This window comes from Arhodomonas sp. KWT (assembly GCF_010993615.1).
On record NZ_WNXE01000035.1, the window covers coordinates 14,890 to 16,021 of the forward strand.

Annotated in this window: 1 protein-coding gene and 1 pseudogene; both read left to right on the plus strand. The window is 71.4% G+C overall.

Going from position 1 to position 1,132, the window contains the following annotated elements; all coding sequences use genetic code 11:
• Nucleotides 1-768: phosphotransferase family protein (locus tag G7A99_RS08235; protein ID WP_240466180.1), on the plus strand; the 768-nt coding region annotated here is incomplete at its 5' end.
• A gap of 2 nt (nucleotides 769-770) precedes the next feature.
• A pseudogene (locus G7A99_RS25325) lies at nucleotides 771-1,132 on the plus strand (HAD family hydrolase); the annotation flags it as partial.

Genomic DNA, 1,132 nt, shown 5'->3' on the forward strand with positions numbered 1-1,132 from the left:
GGTACCGAGGCCTATATCGACCGCGGTGTGGAGGCCCACAACACCCGTGCGGCGTCCCGTGCCGGCGTCGGTGCGGAGGTGCTGCACTTCGACGAGACCGACGGGCTGATGCTCATGCGCAGCCTCGAGGGTTGTCGCACCATGTCGCCGGAGCATTTCCAGGCCGAGGACGCCGCCGCCGACCGGGCCGGCGAGGTCCTCGCGCGCATGCACAACTCCGGCGAGACCTTCCGGTTCCGCTTCGAGCTCTTCGCCATGATCGACGAGTACCTGCAGGTGCTCTCCGGTCTGGATACCCCGCTCCCGGAGGGCTATCACGACGTGCTCGCGGAGGCGGGCACCATGCGCGAGGCCCTGGACGCGCAGCCCGCGGCCCTGGCGCCCTGCCACTGCGACCCGTTGTGCGAGAACTTTCTCGACGACGGCGAGCGCATGTGGGTGGTCGACTGGGAGTACTCCGGCATGAATGACCCCCTCTGGGACGTCGGCGACTTCTCTGTCGAGGCGGGTCTGTCGCGCACCCAGGACGAGCGGCTGATGCGTGCCTACCTCGGGCGTGAGCCGAATGCGGCGGAGTGGGGCCGGATGGTGCTCTACAAGGCCGCGAGCGACCTGCTCTGGACCCTGTGGGGGCTCATCCAGCACGGCAACGGCAATCCCGCGGAGGACTTCTGGGCCTACTCGACGGAGCGCTTCGCCCGCTGCAAGGCCCTGATGGCGGACCCCGCCTTCGCCGGCCACGTCGCCGCCGTGCGCCGGGGCGAATGACGATGTCCGGCGGTGCCGGCGTGCGCGCCGGGATACGCGGCGTGCTGTTCGACAAGGACGGCACGCTGTTCGACTATCATCGCACCTGGCGGCCGGTGAACGAGGCCGCCGCCCTGGAGGCCGCCGGCGGCGATGCCGCCCTGGCCGACCGGTTGCTGAGCGTGGCCGGCCACGACCCGGCAAGTGGCCGGGTGGCCGCCGGCAGCCTGCTAGCCGCCGGACATACCGGTGAGATCGCCGGGGCCTGGGCCCAGACCCTGGGCCTGGAGGCGTCCGAGCGGACCGCGCTGGTGGCCCGTCTCGACCGCGTCTTCGCCCGCCTTGGGCCCGTGCATGCCACCCCGGTCACGGAGCTGGAGGCACT